Source organism: Shewanella sp. 38A_GOM-205m, assembly GCF_000518445.1.
In the GTDB taxonomy this organism is placed as follows: domain Bacteria; phylum Pseudomonadota; class Gammaproteobacteria; order Enterobacterales; family Shewanellaceae; genus Shewanella; species Shewanella algae.
Window position 1 is genome coordinate 1 of sequence record NZ_JADP01000005.1, and the last position, 13,888, is coordinate 13,888.

General features: G+C 54.2%; 13 protein-coding genes and 2 pseudogenes. 9 read left to right on the plus strand and 6 right to left on the minus strand.

Going from position 1 to position 13,888, the window contains the following annotated elements; genetic code table 11:
* Positions 1–208: pseudogene (locus tag N512_RS24635) on the minus strand (IS110 family transposase); the annotation flags it as partial.
* A 154-nt stretch (positions 209–362) separates the two neighbouring features.
* Here N512_RS24635 and N512_RS0105855 point away from each other — a divergent pair.
* A complete protein-coding gene (locus N512_RS0105855) occupies positions 363–599 on the plus strand; it encodes a hypothetical protein (RefSeq protein ID WP_028779716.1) in 237 nt (78 codons plus the stop codon).
* A gap of 405 nt (positions 600–1,004) precedes the next feature.
* Here the strand turns inward: N512_RS0105855 and N512_RS0105860 are convergent, their stop codons facing one another.
* The 3 genes from N512_RS0105860 to lolB all read right to left on the minus strand — a co-directional run bounded on the left by N512_RS0105860 (position 1,005) and on the right by lolB (position 3,578).
* Positions 1,005–1,952: a ribose-phosphate pyrophosphokinase gene (locus N512_RS0105860; RefSeq protein WP_028779717.1), complete on the minus strand. Its 948-nt coding sequence runs from the start codon at positions 1,950–1,952 to the stop codon at positions 1,005–1,007.
* Positions 1,953–2,031: 79 nt separating this feature from the next.
* The gene (gene ispE, locus N512_RS0105865; protein WP_028779718.1) at positions 2,032–2,910 is read right to left on the minus strand and encodes a 4-(cytidine 5'-diphospho)-2-C-methyl-D-erythritol kinase; all 879 of its coding nucleotides are present in this window, start codon (positions 2,908–2,910) and stop codon (positions 2,032–2,034) included.
* Entirely contained in the window at positions 2,907–3,578 is a 672-nt protein-coding gene (gene lolB / locus N512_RS0105870; protein WP_028779719.1) for a lipoprotein insertase outer membrane protein LolB, read from the minus strand. Before lolB ends, ispE begins: the two co-directional genes overlap by 4 nt.
* 238 nt (positions 3,579–3,816) lie before the next feature.
* On the opposite strand from lolB, the gene hemA reads away from it, so the two are divergent.
* The 8 genes and pseudogenes from hemA to N512_RS22365 all read left to right on the plus strand — a co-directional run.
* Positions 3,817–5,067, plus strand: a complete 1,251-nt coding sequence (gene hemA / locus N512_RS0105875) for a glutamyl-tRNA reductase (RefSeq protein ID WP_028779720.1) — start codon at positions 3,817–3,819, stop codon at positions 5,065–5,067.
* A 14-nt stretch (positions 5,068–5,081) separates the two neighbouring features.
* Positions 5,082–6,167, plus strand: a complete 1,086-nt coding sequence (gene prfA, locus N512_RS0105880) for a peptide chain release factor 1 (RefSeq protein WP_028779721.1) — start codon at positions 5,082–5,084, stop codon at positions 6,165–6,167.
* Between the two features lie 11 nt (positions 6,168–6,178).
* Positions 6,179–7,024 carry a peptide chain release factor N(5)-glutamine methyltransferase gene (gene prmC, locus N512_RS0105885; protein ID WP_028779722.1) on the plus strand — a complete coding sequence of 282 codons (846 nt, stop codon included), beginning with the start codon at positions 6,179–6,181 and terminating at the stop codon, positions 7,022–7,024.
* A 156-nt stretch (positions 7,025–7,180) separates the two neighbouring features.
* Positions 7,181–7,576, plus strand: coding sequence for a SirB2 family protein (locus N512_RS0105890; protein ID WP_025889918.1), 396 nt, complete (start codon positions 7,181–7,183; stop codon positions 7,574–7,576).
* The gene (locus N512_RS0105895; protein WP_028779723.1) at positions 7,576–8,367 is read left to right on the plus strand and encodes a transglutaminase family protein; all 792 of its coding nucleotides are present in this window, start codon (positions 7,576–7,578) and stop codon (positions 8,365–8,367) included. Before N512_RS0105890 ends, N512_RS0105895 begins: the two co-directional genes overlap by 1 nt.
* 79 nt (positions 8,368–8,446) lie before the next feature.
* Complete coding sequence (locus N512_RS0105900; RefSeq protein WP_371872575.1) at positions 8,447–9,718, plus strand: DUF819 family protein; 1,272 nt, start codon at positions 8,447–8,449, stop codon at positions 9,716–9,718.
* 44 nt (positions 9,719–9,762) lie between these two features.
* Entirely contained in the window at positions 9,763–10,611 is an 849-nt protein-coding gene (gene kdsA / locus N512_RS0105905; protein WP_025011695.1) for a 3-deoxy-8-phosphooctulonate synthase, read from the plus strand.
* A 158-nt stretch (positions 10,612–10,769) separates the two neighbouring features.
* A pseudogene (locus tag N512_RS22365) lies at positions 10,770–11,213 on the plus strand (EamA family transporter); the annotation flags it as partial.
* Position 11,214: 1 nt separating this feature from the next.
* On the opposite strand, the gene N512_RS22370 reads toward N512_RS22365, so the two are convergent.
* Together N512_RS22370 and N512_RS0105920 are read right to left on the minus strand one after the other, a co-directional pair.
* Positions 11,215–11,916, minus strand: coding sequence for a substrate-binding domain-containing protein (locus N512_RS22370; protein ID WP_231473534.1), 702 nt, complete (start codon positions 11,914–11,916; stop codon positions 11,215–11,217).
* Positions 11,917–12,085: 169 nt separating this feature from the next.
* The gene (locus tag N512_RS0105920; RefSeq protein ID WP_028779725.1) at positions 12,086–13,855 is read right to left on the minus strand and encodes a flavocytochrome c; all 1,770 of its coding nucleotides are present in this window, start codon (positions 13,853–13,855) and stop codon (positions 12,086–12,088) included.
* Positions 13,856–13,888 lie beyond the last annotated feature (33 nt).

A 13,888-nucleotide genomic window follows, 5' to 3' on the forward strand; every position in this document is an offset into this window, starting at 1 on the left:
AGAAGCCACAGGGACCAGCCTCATAGATAACACAGAGCTTGCTGGTCTTGGCTGTTTGATTCTTAATGAGTTTATCGAATGAACGCAGGTTGGTTGGGATTGTGCCATGGTAATGCACAGTCTCAGCAGACTTATCAGAAACCCAGGCCACGTCAGTGGTCTCCTTGTGTACGTCCAACCCGATAAAAAGTGTGTTAGCTTTAGACATGTCGGCCTCCTGTGATTGTTTGCCTATTGGATCAACAAACAGTGTGGCTCTGGTTTAACTAATCCACGAGAAAACACGGAGGCCGACACCTGCACAGGGAATCATTATGTCTATGTGAATATATCTGAATTTAGTTATTGAGGATTAATTTAAAATGAAAAAATTAGCAATCACAGAAGACAGCTTCATCAACATGGATGCGATTATTGCTTGGTACGTAAGTAGTAATTCCATCACATTGATTACTCCGATTAATGTAGAAGACAACGGTATACTATTTGCAACAGAACACCCTGGTCCCGGTAGTTGTTATGGGCAAATTTATGAACTCCCAATTCAAGAAATTAAGCGCATTCAGCGTGAGGTTGATTCATACATGCAAGGTAAGTAATTTATCGGTAGATTCACATAACAAGTGACTGGGGCATTCCGTCAGTAATTATTTCGCTAATTGTGATAGCTTTTGCCCCATCGAATTCGATTTTTCATCATGGTATTGAGCGTTACCAACAGCTTTCGGCGACTCCGAGGGGGAGATTAGTGCAATTTTGTAAGAATAGCGTTGCTTGAAATTGTTTATATTCCTACAGACATACGCCTATATTCCAGGCACAGGCGGAACTGTGACCGTCGAAAACAAGGATGTTTTCGTCGAGGCTACAGGGACGTATTCACGCCGTGTCACAGGATCGCCTGTGCGAGAGCACACCGCAGCTGATGGGTAACGTTATGGCAACCCAGATATCAAGCATAAAAAAACGCACCCTAAGGTGCGTTTCTTGTTTAACATGTTAGCTTAGTGCTGGAACATGGCAGAGATAGATTCTTCATTGCTGACGCGGCGGATAGCCTCGGCCAGTACCGCTGACATGGTCAGCTGGCTCACTTTGCCTGTCTTGAGCATTTCTGGGCTCAAGGGCACAGTGTCAGTCACTATGACTTCGTCAATCACTGAGTTTACTATGTTGCTGGCGGCATTACCGGAAAATACCGGGTGGGTCGCATAAGCAAAGACGCGATTGGCGCCGTGTTCTTTAAGGGCTTCAGCAGCTTTACACAGAGTGCCACCTGTGTCGATCATGTCATCAACTATGATGCAGTCACGGCCTTGAACGTCACCTATGATGTGCATTACCTGAGCCACGTTGGCCTGTGGGCGACGCTTGTCGATGATCGCCAGATCTGAGTCGTCGAGCAGCTTGGCTACGGCGCGGGCGCGAACAACACCACCGATATCGGGGGAAACAACAACCGGGTTATCCAGTTTCTTGGCCAGCATATCTTCCAGCAGCACTGGGCTACCGAAGACGTTGTCTACCGGTACATCGAAGAAGCCCTGGATCTGCTCGGCGTGCAGGTCACAGGTCAGTACTCTGTCGACACCTACGCTGGAGAGGAAATCGGCAACCACTTTGGCGGTAATGGGTACACGGGCGCTGCGGACACGACGGTCCTGACGGGCATAACCAAAGTAAGGGATAACGGCTGTGATACGGCCGGCTGAAGCGCGGCGCAGGGCATCAACCATTACGATCAACTCCATCAGGTTGTCGTTGGTTGGTGCGCAGGTGGACTGAATGATAAACACATCAGCACCACGTACATTTTCGTTTATCTGGACACTGATTTCACCATCGCTGAAACGGCCTACCTCTGCGTCTCCGAGTTTACAAAAAAGACGGTCGGCTATCTTTTTGGCGAGACTGGGGGTAGCGTTCCCAGCAAAGAGCTTGATGTCGGGCACTGTAAGAACCTCAGGCGTTTGCTTTATTTTAGTGGCTGGGACAAAAAACGGCGGACCGCTTCATCCCGGAAGAAACTGTTCAGAGGCGAGCCAGTCGACTCTGAAGCGGCGATCTATTTATCCCTTTGGCAACAAAGCCTTTGAAAGATGGTGGCAGCTGTGCCAGACAATCGAGAGCTTGTTGCTGTTTTTCGAACTCCCCGAACACGCAGGCACCGGTTCCGGTCATTCTGGACGGCGCATATTCTAGCAGCCAGCCCAAGGCCTTGGCAACTTGAGGGTAATGGCGACATACCAGCGCCTGACAGTCGTTTTGCCAAGGGGCACTCAGCAGTTGCTCCAGAGAGAGCTTGGGAGTATCTCTTGGTAAATCAGGATCATGGAACACTTTTTCAGTGGAAACATGGGCCTCGGGAACCAGCACCAGGTACCAAGGTTCGGCCGGTTCCACCGGCTGAAGTTTTTCGCCGACCCCTTCGGCAAAGGCCGCCAAACCCTTAATGAAAACAGGAACATCAGCGCCGAGTTTTAAACCAATTTGCTCAAGTTCAGTTTCACTCAGGCCGGTTTGCCACAGGGCGTTGAGGGCCACCAGAGTGGTGGCCGCGTCCGACGAGCCGCCCCCCAGACCGCCGCCCATGGGCAGTTTCTTGTCGAGCCAGATCTCGGCCCCCAGTTCACAACCACTGGCTTGCTGCAATGATTTTGCGGCCTTGAGAATTAAGTTATCGCTATCCGGGACAGCAGCGCCGAGATTGGAGTGCAGTTTGAGCTCGCCATTGGCGGTAACTTTAAAGTCCAACAGGTCACCATGGTCGAGAAACTGAAACAGGGTCTGCAGTTCATGGTAGCCATCTTCCCGGCGACCATTGACGTGCAAAAACAGATTAAGCTTGGCCGGGGCCGGCCAGCCAAGCGAAAGACTATTGGGGTTGGATGTTTGGTCTAGAGAACTCATGGCTGCTGGCTTTCCTTGGTGGTGAGTGTGCTCTGGGCTTCGAGTGCCTGCCACTCGGTTAACTGGATCTTGAGTTCGAGCGCGCCGCGATTGAGTTTAAGAAGGCGCGGAATATCGGCACCGCTTTGTTGCTGCCAGCTGAGATACTTCACCTGCCACGGAGGGCTGACACTGCCATCTTCCAGGCTTTGGGGTTTACCGTCATTGTTTGTGAGCACGAGTTCAGTGTCGGCGGCACTGAGGCCAAGTACCCAGCGGGGCAGGGCGTTAAGGGGGATGCTCCAACGGCTGAGGCCATCGAGTAAACGCTGCGGGTCTCGGTCGCGATAGACTTCACCATCCAACTCCAGTAAGGCGCCGTCCGGGCCGCTTTTCAGCAGCATCACACTGGTGCCCAACATGGTGGTGAGTCTCAGCTCTTCTGTCGTTGGGGTGTGCAGCCAATAGAGATTGGTGCTGAATTTTTCCTCGGGAGTTTTTACCGCCAGCTTGCCTTTCAGCTCCCAGGCCTTGGCTTGCTCTGCGTGCTTGACTTGAGTCGCCTGCCAGCGGGCATCGGGCAGGCTGCTACAGGCGCTGAGCAGGCCAAGGAGCAGCAGGGGCAACAGCAGACGCAGGGCCGACAGAGGTGTAAAACAGGTTTTTGTGAAGTACTTCAAAATAATCATCTGTTGTTCACTGTGTTGGCCGCCTATGATACGAGGGCTTTGGCAGAATACCAATAAGCGCCGACCCCTGTGGTGTCGCCCTTATGGCTTTTGCCAGCGCCTGTTCAGCTTAATTGATAAATTGGTTGAGAAGTTAGACCTTTATTCGGTTTTGTTAAGCGTATTCTGTTTTTAAGGTGGCCAATTCAGTAGAATGGCCGCATCCTACAGCGACGCCAAGAGTCCAGAACGAGTTCAGATGAGCCTTGTAGCAATTGGTATAAACCATAAAACCGCCACTGTTGACCTGCGTGAGAAAGTTGCCTTTGCCCCGGACAAGATCCATGAAGCCATGCGCAGCCTGGCCAAGGAGACTCAGAGCGGGGAAGCCGTCATCGTTTCCACCTGTAACCGCACCGAGCTTTACTGCAACACAGAAAATGCCGAGCAGGTAGTGCGTTGGTTGGAAGACTATCATGGCCTGAGCCATGAAGAGGTGGCCCCTTGCCTGTACCAACACTGTGGTCAACCCGCGGTGCAACACCTGATGCGGGTTGCATCCGGGCTCGACTCTCTGGTGCTGGGCGAACCGCAGATACTCGGTCAGGTCAAACAGGCGTTTGCCAAGGCCAAGGAATCCGGCACAGTGGCACTGACACTGGATCGTCTGTTTCAAAATACTTTTGCCGTGGCCAAGAAGGTGCGCACCGAAACGGAAATCGGCACAGCGGCAGTTTCGGTTGCCTTTGCCGCCGTCAGCATGGCCAAACACATCTTCTCTTCTCTGGCTGCGACCAAGGTGCTGCTCATTGGCGCCGGTGAAACCATAGAACTGGTTGCCCGCCACCTGAAGGAAAACGGCGTCACCAGCATGGTGGTGGCCAACCGCACCATTTCCCGCGCCGAAGCCATGTGTGAAGAGTTCAATGCCCAGGCGATTACCCTGGAGCAGATACCAGATTTTCTCCCCAAGGCCGATATCGTGATATCCTCTACCGCCAGTCCGCTGCCCATCCTGGGCAAGGGCATGGTAGAAAAAGCGCTTAAGCAGCGCCGCCATCAACCTATGTTATTGGTTGATATAGCGGTTCCCCGTGATATTGAGGCAGAAGTCGGTGATTTGGACGATGCTTTCCTATACACGGTCGATGATCTGCAAAGCATAATCGAACAGAATATGGCCTCCCGTAGAGAGGCCGCCGAGCAAGCGGAAGTCATTGCCGAAGAGCATTCACACCAGTTTATGGAGTGGGTTCGTTCACTGGAATCGGTCGACAGCATTCGCGAATATCGTACCCAGAGCATGGCGATTAAAGATGAGCTGGTTGAACGGGCAATGAACAAGTTGGCGCAGGGAGCAGACACAGAGCAGGTGCTGCTGGAACTGGCCAACCGTCTGACCAACAGACTGATCCATGCACCGACCCAGGCCCTGACTGCAGCCAGTCGTCAGGGGGATCTCAATGCTTTGGGTCAATTGAGAACCGCGCTCGGCTTGGATAAACACTAAGGTTAGCGAGCTAAATGAAGGAATCCGTTATCCGCAAGCTGGAAGGCTTGCTTGAGCGTAATGAAGAAGTATTGGCCCTGCTCAGTGACGCAGATGTCATAGCGGATCAAGACAGGTTCAGAGCCCTGTCACGGGAATATGCTCAGCTTGAAGATGTGGTCAAAGGCTTTAAGGCCTACCAGCAGGCGCAGGCGGATCTGCAAACCGCACAGGAGATGTTGGCCGAGGAAGATCCTGAGCTGAAAGAGATGGCTCAGGAAGAGAGCAAGGCGGCCCGTGCTCAACTGGAGCAACTGGAAGGCGAGTTGCAAATTCTGCTGTTGCCCAAAGATCCCAATGATGCCAGCAACGCCTTTCTGGAAATCCGTGCCGGTGCCGGCGGTGATGAAGCCGCTATCTTTGCCGGCGATCTATTCCGTATGTACAGCCGTTATGCCGAGAGCCAGCGCTGGCAGGTCGAGGTCATGAGCGCCAGTGAGGGCGAGCATGGCGGTTTCAAAGAGGTGATTGCCAAGGTCAGCGGTGACGGTGTCTACGGCAAACTCAAGTTTGAGTCCGGTGGTCACAGGGTACAAAGGGTGCCGGAAACCGAATCCCAGGGGCGGGTGCATACCTCGGCCTGTACCGTGGCCGTTATGCACGAAGTGCCCGAGGCACAGGCGGTGGAAATTAACCCGGCCGAGCTGCGTATCGACACCTTCCGCTCTTCCGGTGCCGGTGGTCAGCACGTTAACAAAACCGACTCGGCGATTCGTATTACCCACTTGCCCACAGGCTTGGTGGTTGAATGCCAGGATCAGCGCTCACAGCACAAGAATAAGGCTCAGGCCTTGAGCGTGCTGGCAGCCCGTTTGCAGGCGGCCGAAGACGAAAAGCGCCGCAGCGCCGAAGAATCTACCCGTCGCTCTTTGGTGGGCAGCGGTGACCGCTCCGAGCGGATCCGCACCTATAATTTCCCTCAGGGAAGGGTGAGCGACCACAGGATCAACCTGACACTGTATCGTCTCAACGAGGTGATAGAAGGAGACCTGGAGCAGCTGCTTGAGCCCTTGATGCAAGAACATCAGGCCGACATGCTGGCGGCTCTGTCCGACGAATAAAAGGACTGTCTGTGACTAAACTCAATATTGCCGAGGCCCTGCAATGGGCCTCTTCTATGCTGGCCGCATCGTCCGAGTCTGCCCATGCAGATGCCGAAGCCCTGTTGCTGCATTGCTTGGGCAAGAGCCGCAGTTTTATCTATACCTGGCCCGAAAGAAGTTTGTCGGCCGAGCAGCACAAGCAGTTCACCCAGATGGTGCAGCGTCGCAGCCAAGGCGTGCCCGTGGCCCATATTGTTGGTGAGCGCGAGTTCTGGTCACTGCCTTTTATTGTCAACGAATCCACTCTTATTCCGCGCCCGGACACCGAAATTCTGGTGGAAACCGCGCTCAACCTGCCGCTTTCAGATGATATCGCCGTGCTGGATCTCGGCACAGGTACCGGCGCTATCGCGCTGGCACTGGCCCATGAGCGACAAGGCTGGCAGGTGACTGCTGTTGATAAGGTCGAGGCCGCGGTGGAGCTGGCCTGCGCCAACCGGGATAATTTGAAACTGCCGCAGGTGGAGATCCTTCAGAGCGACTGGTTTTCGGCGGTTCAGGGACGTAAGTTCCAGCTGATTGTTTCCAACCCTCCCTATATCGAGGAGGATGATGAGCATCTGGAGATGGGCGATGTGCGCTTCGAACCCCGCAGCGCCTTGACCGCCGCCGATCAGGGCTTTGCCGACCTATTCCATATCGCAGCCCATGCCAGGGAGCATTTGCTGCCGGGCGGTTATCTGCTGCTGGAGCATGGTTATGCCCAGGCCGTGAACCTCAGGGAAAAACTTGCCGAGCTAGGTTATCAGCAGGTGGCCACAGTGCGCGACTTTGGCTCCAATGATAGATGCACCCTGGGTTTTTGGCCCGGTTGAGTGTCTGTGCCCGGGGTTATCTCCCGGGCTTGAAAACCGCCGATATCGTCCCCATTTCCTGTCATCATTCCGCCTTTTCGACAGCGGCTTGGCCTTGGTGCTGAGCACTGCGATAGGGTACACTGTCGCCTTTGTTCACCTACAGATAGCTATCCGATGGAAACTTTTTACAGCCTGTATCCGGCAGTTAAACACCTGCACATGACCCTGATCGCCGTCAGCGTATTGCTGTTCATTGTGCGTTTCGTGCTTAAGCTGCGTCAGTCAGCCATTATGGACAAGAAACTGCTGAAGGTAGGTCCGCATGTGATCGATACTTTCCTGCTGCTGTCCGGATTGACTCTGTGTTTTATGATCAAGCAGTATCCCTTCGTCGATCCCTGGATGACGGAGAAGATAGGCGCAGTGGTCGCTTACATACTGCTGGGCGTGATGGCGCTCAAGTCCAACCGTAATCTGATCTTCCGGATCTTCGCCTTCCTCGGTGCTCTGGGCTGGGTGGTTTATGCGGCAAAACTGGCACACTTCAAACAAGCGGTAATTCTGGGGTAATGCAACAATATTCTCTTAAGCAAGACGAACTCTCTCTGCCCGAGTCGGCATTTGAGCTTTGCCAACATCTGGGCTTTGGCCTGGCCAAACAGGCCAACTGGGCCTGGCTGGAACTGTCCGGCTCAGTGCTCAGCCATTATCTGGTCGATCAGCAGCGGCGCTTTCAGGCGCTGCTGGACTGGTTTTACAAGGATCTGGGGTTTGCCCCCAGAGAAGATTATTTTTCCCGGCAGGCGGCCGATCTCGGCCAGTGTATTCTCAGCCGCCAGGGGAACAGCACCACATTGGCAACTGTGCTTATGTTGCTTGGCAAACAGCTGGACTTGAAATTCGACCCTGTACTGTTGCCGGGCACCACAGTGCTGGCCTGCCACGTGGCCGGTGAACTCATCTATCTCGACCCGCTTCGGGGGGAGCGTCTCAGCAAAGAGCGCTTGCATGCCCTGGTTCGCGGCGAGCTTGGCAACAGTGCGCCGCTGAAGGCGTCTTACCTCAAGCCGGTTGGCACCCAAAGGCTGATGACCCGCATGCTGCATGAACTCAAGGCTGGTGCCATAGTCGCCCATGAATTTGAAGTCGCGATGGAGTGCTGCAATTTGCTGCTTGAATGGCATGCCGACGATCTCAGCCTGCATAGGGAGCGCGCCTTTATTGCCCAACAACTGGGGGCGATTCATGTCGCCAGCGCCGATCTGCAGTATTTTGTCGACAACAGCCCGCACGACCCTGTGGTCGAGCTGGTGAAGATGCAACTCAGAGAATTGGGAGACGACCCTCAAACCTTCCATTGAACCTGCCCGTGAGGGCAGTGAGAAAAATATAAATATTAAAATAAAACAATAAATTGCAATCGCAAGGGAGATAGGACCTATGAGCAGTACCTCACAGGCGGCCACTGAAATGACTGCGTTGGTGACCAATGACGCCACCGCGCTCGGCATTCTGGCCGCCATTCTCGGCTTCGTTTTTTACACCAACAGCAGCAGCCATCCTTTCTGGCAAAAGTTTTACCGTTTCATCCCGGCCTTGTTGCTGTGTTACTTCCTGCCATCCTTGCTCAATACCTTTGGGATTGTCGATGGCAGTACCTCCAAACTTTACTATGTGGCGTCCCGTTATCTGCTGCCTGCCTGTTTGGTATTGTTGATCCTCAGCGTCGACCTCAAAGCCATTCTGGGGCTGGGTCCCAAGGCGGTAGTGATGTTTTTGACCGGCACCATGGGCATTGTCATAGGTGGCCCGATTGCCCTGCTTATCATGTCGGCAATCGACCCGACATTGACCGCTGGCCACGGCCCGGACGCAGTCTGGCGCGGCATGACGACACTCGCCGGCAGCTGGATTGGCGGCGGTGCCAACCAGGCGGCGATGAAAGAGATTTATGAAGTGGGTGGTAATATCTTCTCCGTGATGGTCACTGTCGATGTGATAGTCGCCAACATCTGGATGGCCGTGCTGCTGTTTATGGCATCCAGGGCCAAGGAGATAGATGCCAAGACAGGTGCAGATACCAGCGCCATTGAAAGCCTCAAGGCCAAGGTGGAGCAATATCATGCCGAAAACGCCCGCATTCCCAGCCTGCGCGACATCATGCTGATAGTGGCTGTGGGCTTTGGTATTACCGGTCTGGCCCATGTCGGCGCCGACCTGCTGGCTCCCTGGTTTGCGACCAACTATCCCTGGACCGAGCAATACAGTCTGACCTCCGGATTCTTCTGGCTGGTGGTGATAGTGACCACCATAGGTTTGCTGCTGTCATTCAGCCCGGCACGTCATTTGGAAGCGGCCGGAGCCTCCAAGATAGCCTCGGCCTACCTCTACATACTGGTGGCCACAATCGGTTTGCATATGGATGTATCCCAGATACTGGATACGCCGATTTACTTCCTGGTGGGCATTATCTGGATGCTGGTGCATTCGGGATTGATGCTGCTGGTGGCCAAGCTTATCCGTGCGCCGCTGTTTTACATGGCGGTGGGCAGCCAGGCCAACGTTGGCGGCGCGGCGTCTGCGCCCGTAGTGGCTGCGGCTTTCCATCCGGCACTGGCACCCGTAGGTGTACTGCTGGCGGTATTCGGCTATGCTTTAGGCACTTATATGGCTTGGCTCTGTGGCCAGTTGCTGCAGGCCGTGGCCGGCTGATTTAAGTTAACGCCGCATGAGCGGCATTCAAGAGAGAAGTTGCGATGAGTAATAAAACCATACATCTGGGGGCTATCGAGATAGCCAATGACAAGCCCTTTGTGCTGTTCGGTGGCATGAACGTACTCGAGTCGCGGGACTTGGCGATGACCATTGCCGAAACCTACGCGGAAGTCACTCAGAAGCTGGGGATCCCTTATGTGTTCAAGGCCTCCTTCGACAAGGCCAACCGCTCATCCGTCAACTCCTATCGTGGCCCCGGCATGGAAGAAGGTTTGAAAATCTTCCAGGAGATCAAGGACACCTTTAAGCTGCCATTGATTACCGATGTGCATGAGCCTTACCAGTGCGCGCCTGTGGCCGAAGTGGTCGACATCATCCAGTTGCCGGCCTTCCTGGCGCGCCAGACAGATCTGGTGGTGGCCATGGCCAAGACAGGGGCTATCATCAATGTGAAAAAGCCTCAGTTCCTGGCGCCCCATGAGATGCGGCATATCATCAAGAAATTCAACGAAGCGGGTAATGATGAGATCATTCTCTGTGAGCGTGGCAGCTGCTTTGGTTATAACAACCTGGTGGTAGACATGCTGGGCATGGATGAGATGAAGCAATCCGGCTACCCGGTGATCTTCGATGCCACCCATGCGCTGCAGCGCCCTGGCGGCCGTGAAGATTCTGCCGGTGGTCGTCGTGCCCAGGCAACCGAACTGGCCCGCAGCGGTATGGCGCTGGGACTGGCCGGACTGTTTATTGAGGCGCACCCGGACCCGGATAATGCCAAGTGTGATGGCCCTTGTGCCTTGCCACTGCAGCAACTGGAAGGATATCTGAGCCAGATGAAGGCTGTTGATGATCTGGTGAAGTCTTTCCCGGCGCTGGATACCAGTCGCTGAGCCAAGCGCTTGGTTAACCTTGCATAAGCTGTTGCAAGCTGCGCCTTTGGTGGAATAGCGAATCACCTGGCTAGCGTGTTAGCCTCAAACGCCCGCAATCGCGGGCGTTTTTCGTTTCAGTCATGGCTTGCGGTTCATCGGGCAAGCATTCTCGGGCGCAAGGATTGTCCTTCAAGACACTGTTGCTGGGGTTGGGGTGCGGCAGCGCCTTTGCGCTGACTTCGCTCTGGGTTCGGGAAGCAAGCCTGGTGCTGGGCTTGCCATTTCCTCACCGCGCCGCCTGGGTACTCTTGTTGGTTATTCTGCTGCAGACCTTGTTGCTGCTAGCCTGGCTTCTTATCAAAGATAAAGAAACCCTTAAAAAACTCTGGCACAGGCCCAGGTTGACCCTGGCCATCAGTATCAGCAGCTGTCTGGGCTCCATAGGTTGGTTCAGCGCCATGTCGCTCACGGCCGTGCCTTATGTGAAAACGCTCGGGCAGGTGGAAGTTTTCTTTATGATGCTGATCTCCAGCCTTTGGCTCAAGCAGCGGGTCAAGGTCAAGGATATGGGCGGCCTGGTACTGATTGCCCTGGCCGCGGTATTGGTGCTTTGGGGATGATTTACTCTGCTGCCACAGGATCCAGCTCTGAGTGGCGTATGCTGCTGAGTACATAAGGTTTATCCGAGGCCAGGTAGTCAATAAGACGTTTGGCTGCTTCAGGTTGCAGGCTGCTTTGGGTGATACCACTTGAGAAGGTGGTTACCTTCTGGAATTTGTCCGGGATCGGCCCGACAAATTCGGCGCCTGCGATAGGCAGTATTTCACTTATCTGCTGAAAACCTATCTGTAATTCTCCTCTGGCGACCACGGTGGCGACCCTTTCACTCAAAACCCTTTTGCTCTTGGGTTCTATCATCTGCCACAGCCTCATCTCGGGCCAGAGTTTGCTGGCCAGATAAGTGCCACTGGCGCTGGCCGAGTAACCTATTGAATCGGCTTGTTGCAGCACCTTGATAAAAGCTTCCTCTGTGCTGATGTCCGGCTTGGCTGTGCCCGCTTTAACGCACATGCCTATGCGGGAACGCACTAGAACCCTGTGGCTGTCACTGCGCACATAGCCCTTTTCTGTCAGCTTGTTGAGTGAGCTTTGGGACAGGATCAACACATCGAACGCTTCGTTGCGTTTGAGCCGCTCCGGAATGGAGTCATGGGCACCACCGGATGACGAGCCATAGGAGATGATCAAATCCAGCCCGGTATCCTGTTCTATCTGCTTCTCCATCGCGGTCAGGGTGCCGGCAAAACCGCCGGAAGTGATCACTTTCAATGTCTCTGCCCAACTGCCGAAGCTCAGGGTACAGCCCAGGGCCAACAGCAGTAACTAGCTCTTGAACTTATGCTTCATATCTGTGTGTCCTTAGTGTGTTGGGGAGTGAGCCGGCCCGGGAGCGAGCCGGCTCTGAGTGCCGAGGGCACTCTTTGCAGGGAGCCTATTTGGCCAACGCGTTGTCGGCAGCATTCTTACCCGCGATACGACCGAAGATAACCGTATCGGCCACCGCATTCCCGCCCAGACGGTTGTAGCCATGTACCCCACCCGTCACCTCTCCGGCGGCATACAGGCCTTTGATGGGCCAGCTTTGCAGGTTCAGTACCTCGGCTTTCTCATCTATGGCGACCCCACCCATGGTGTGATGAATGCCTGGAGCAACTTTCACCGCATAGAAGGGAGCCTGAGTCAGATCAAGCGGCATATTTTCACGGTTGAATTCACTGTCTTTGCCGACTTTGAAAGAGCGGTTGTAACTACTCACTGTTTGCTCCAGTGCCTTGGGTTGCATGCCGGTGAGTTTGGCCAACTCGGCTACATTATCGGCTTTTTTCAACATCTTAAGGTGATCATAGCCGCGTACCATTTTGGCTTTTTTGTACAGTTGGTTGTCGAACACCAACCAGGCAAACTGTTCGGGTTGCTTGAGAATGGCATCCGATGCCCGGTCGCGGGTGGTCAACTCGTTGATAAAACGTTTGCCATCCTTGTTGACCATGATAGCCCCGACACCGCGCACGGTTTCAGAGATTAAGATGCGGCTGTCTTTGCCTATGGTTGGGTGTGCCTGGATCCAGTCGATATCTGTCATGCTGGCGCCTATGGACTTGGCCATTTCGATGCCATCGCCGGTTGCGGTAATATTGTTGGAACTGGTCATGCCTTTAAAGGTTGGGCGATAGTAGGCGATCATCTCTTTGTTCATGCCATAGCCACCGGTTGCCAGCACCACGGATTTGGCGCCCAACATGTAATAGCCAGAGTGTTTACCGTGGATCACTACCCCGAGTATCTGCTGCTCGTCATTCACTACCAGTTTCACTGCCCGTGAATTGAGGCGGGTTTCCACCTGATTTTTGTCAGCGGCCTTACGCAGTACATCTATGATATGTGGCCCGACGCTGAGCCCGCCCGATGGTCTGTGTGTCCTGTCCACCCGGGCGCCGCCGGAGCGTTTGAGGTCATCCATATTGGCGCCGAGGGATTCAAGCCATTTGATACCGTCGGCTGACTGCTGCGCCAGAATTTGCACCAACTTGGGATCGTTGGCGTAGCGACCGCCTTTCATCGTATCTTCCACATACCAGGCCACTTGGTCGTCCACCTTGTGGGCAGCTTGTTGTTTGGTACCCACGGCGTTATAGCCACCGGCCGCCAGCATGGAGTTGCCGCCGGAGAAGGGGGCTTTTTCCAGCAATACCACCTTGGCCCCGGCCTGTTTGGCGCTGATGGCAGCGTTATAGCCGGCACTGCCGGCACCTATTACCACCACATCTGTGCTTTGTTTTGGTCCCGCGGCGATAGCCTGCTGAATTTTTTGCTGATCCCATTCTTTGTCCCAGGCCGGTTTGGCTTTGACATCGGCAAAGGGCATGGGTTTATGTTCAAAAGAGTGGCATTCATTGCAGTAAAATTTGGGTGCTTCGTGCCCCTTGTGACAACTGGTACAGGCGATATCACCCAGGTGAGAGCCGTGGGGATCTATCTCCAGGGCTGGGTTCTTCAGGTCGCTGTAGTCTCCGTGACAGCTGCGGCACTGTTGATTTTCATGGGCCTCGCTGTCGTCAATCTTGTTAGGCGAAACATGGCAGGTTTTGCAGCCTTGTTGGCTGTCGCTGTGAAATTTGCCCAGATCCTGAGGTGCCGCCTGCACTCCGGCTGCACCGAAAAGGCAACAGGCCAGCAGACCGCTGAGATAAGTGAGTTTCATATTGCTCCCTAAAATATTTGTTATTGGATTCGT

What these genes read in the sequence shown, in the direction of transcription:
- N512_RS0105855 (WP_028779716.1), top strand. Translation starts at nt 363, where the DNA reads ATGAAAAAATTAGCAATCACAGAAGACAGCTTCATCAACATGGATGCG.
- ispE (WP_028779718.1), bottom strand. Translation starts at nt 2,910, where the DNA reads ATGAGTTCTCTAGACCAAACATCCAACCCCAATAGTCTTTCGCTTGGC.
- lolB (WP_028779719.1), bottom strand. Translation starts at nt 3,578, where the DNA reads ATGATTATTTTGAAGTACTTCACAAAAACCTGTTTTACACCTCTGTCG.
- hemA (WP_028779720.1), top strand. Translation starts at nt 3,817, where the DNA reads ATGAGCCTTGTAGCAATTGGTATAAACCATAAAACCGCCACTGTTGAC.
- prfA (WP_028779721.1), top strand. Translation starts at nt 5,082, where the DNA reads ATGAAGGAATCCGTTATCCGCAAGCTGGAAGGCTTGCTTGAGCGTAAT.
- N512_RS0105890 (WP_025889918.1), top strand. Translation starts at nt 7,181, where the DNA reads ATGGAAACTTTTTACAGCCTGTATCCGGCAGTTAAACACCTGCACATG.
- N512_RS0105895 (WP_028779723.1), top strand. Translation starts at nt 7,576, where the DNA reads ATGCAACAATATTCTCTTAAGCAAGACGAACTCTCTCTGCCCGAGTCG.
- N512_RS0105900 (WP_371872575.1), top strand. Translation starts at nt 8,447, where the DNA reads ATGAGCAGTACCTCACAGGCGGCCACTGAAATGACTGCGTTGGTGACC.
- kdsA (WP_025011695.1), top strand. Translation starts at nt 9,763, where the DNA reads ATGAGTAATAAAACCATACATCTGGGGGCTATCGAGATAGCCAATGAC.
- N512_RS0105920 (WP_028779725.1), bottom strand. Translation starts at nt 13,855, where the DNA reads ATGAAACTCACTTATCTCAGCGGTCTGCTGGCCTGTTGCCTTTTCGGT.